The organism is Streptomyces sp. NPDC051776, from assembly GCF_040681345.1.
Classification (GTDB): domain Bacteria; phylum Actinomycetota; class Actinomycetes; order Streptomycetales; family Streptomycetaceae; genus Streptomyces.
Genome location: NZ_JBFAYQ010000172.1, coordinates 1 through 1,183, shown reverse-complemented (window position 1 = coordinate 1,183; position 1,183 = coordinate 1). Strand labels below are relative to the sequence as shown.

The 1,183-nt window shown below is 69.1% G+C and carries 1 protein-coding gene; it reads right to left on the bottom strand.

All coding sequences use genetic code 11. The features are described from left to right. On the bottom strand, positions 1–1,166 hold a 1,166-nt coding region (locus tag AB0M26_RS31955; protein ID WP_365266558.1), incomplete at its 3' end, for an Ig-like domain-containing protein. Positions 1,167–1,183 lie beyond the last annotated feature (17 nt).

The following is a 1,183-nucleotide window of genomic DNA, read 5'->3' as shown; positions in this document are numbered from 1 at the left end:
GGCTGTCCGAAGGCGGTGGGGTCGGGGTCGGAGGTGACGGTCGTGGTGGTCCCTGCGGGGAGCACGGTGTGGGTGTCGGTGCCGGTGGAGGTGTTGTAGCGGGGGTCGCTCGCGGCGTTGTAGGTGGCGGTGACGGTGTGGGCGCCGGTGGTGAGTGTGCTGGTGGTGACGGTGGCGGTGCCGGTTGCGTCCAGGGTTCCGGTGAGGGTGGTGGTGTCGTCGATGGTGAAGGTGACGGTGCCGGTCGGGGTTCCGGCTCCCGGCGGTACTGGGGCGATGGTGGCGGTGAAGGTGGCGGGTTGTCCGAAGAGTGTGGGGTCCGGGGTGGTGTTGACGCTTGTCGTGGTCCCTGCGGGGAGCACGGTGTGGGTGTCGGCGCCGGTGGAGGAGCCGTAGTTGGTGTCGCCGCCATAGGTGGCGGTGGCGGCGTGGGTACTGACGCCGAGGGTGTCGAGGGTGAGGGTGGCTGTGCCGTCGGTCAGTGGCGCGGTGAAGGTGCCTCCGCCGGTTCCGGAGACGGTGAAGGTGACGTTGCCGGTGGGGTCCGGGCCGGGTTGTGCGGGGGTGACGGTGGCGGTGAACGTGGCGGGTTGTCCGAAGACGGAGGGGTCGGGACCGGACGACAGAGTGGTGGTGTTGGAGGGCTCCACCTCGACGGTGTGGGTCTCCGTACCGGTGGAGGAGCTGAAGTCGGTGTCGCCACCATAGGTGGCGGTGATGGTGTGCGAACCCAGTCCCAGTGTGCTGAGGGTGAGTTGGGCCGTACCGGCGGCGCCCAGGGATTCGGTGAAGGTACCTCCGCCGCTGCCGTCGATGACGAAGGTGACCGTACCCGAAGGCGTACCGTGCCCCGGCACGACCGGCGCCACCGTCGCACTGACCGTAACCGGCCCTCCCGACTTCGACGGGTCGGGCGATGACATCACCGTGGTGCTGGTGGAGGCGGACTGGACGGTTTGCGTGTCGCTGCCGGTTGAGGTGTTGTAGTTGTCATCACCGCCGTAGGTGGCGGTGACCGAGTAGCTGCCGCTGGGCAGGGAGTCCAGGGTGAGCTGAGCGGTGCCGTCGGTGTTCACCGGCACGGTCGTGCTGCCGCCGCCGTTGCTGACCAGGAACGTGACCGTTCCGGTCGGCGCTGCTACGGCCCCAGGGGTGTCCGGTGTCACCAACGCCGTGAGGGTGA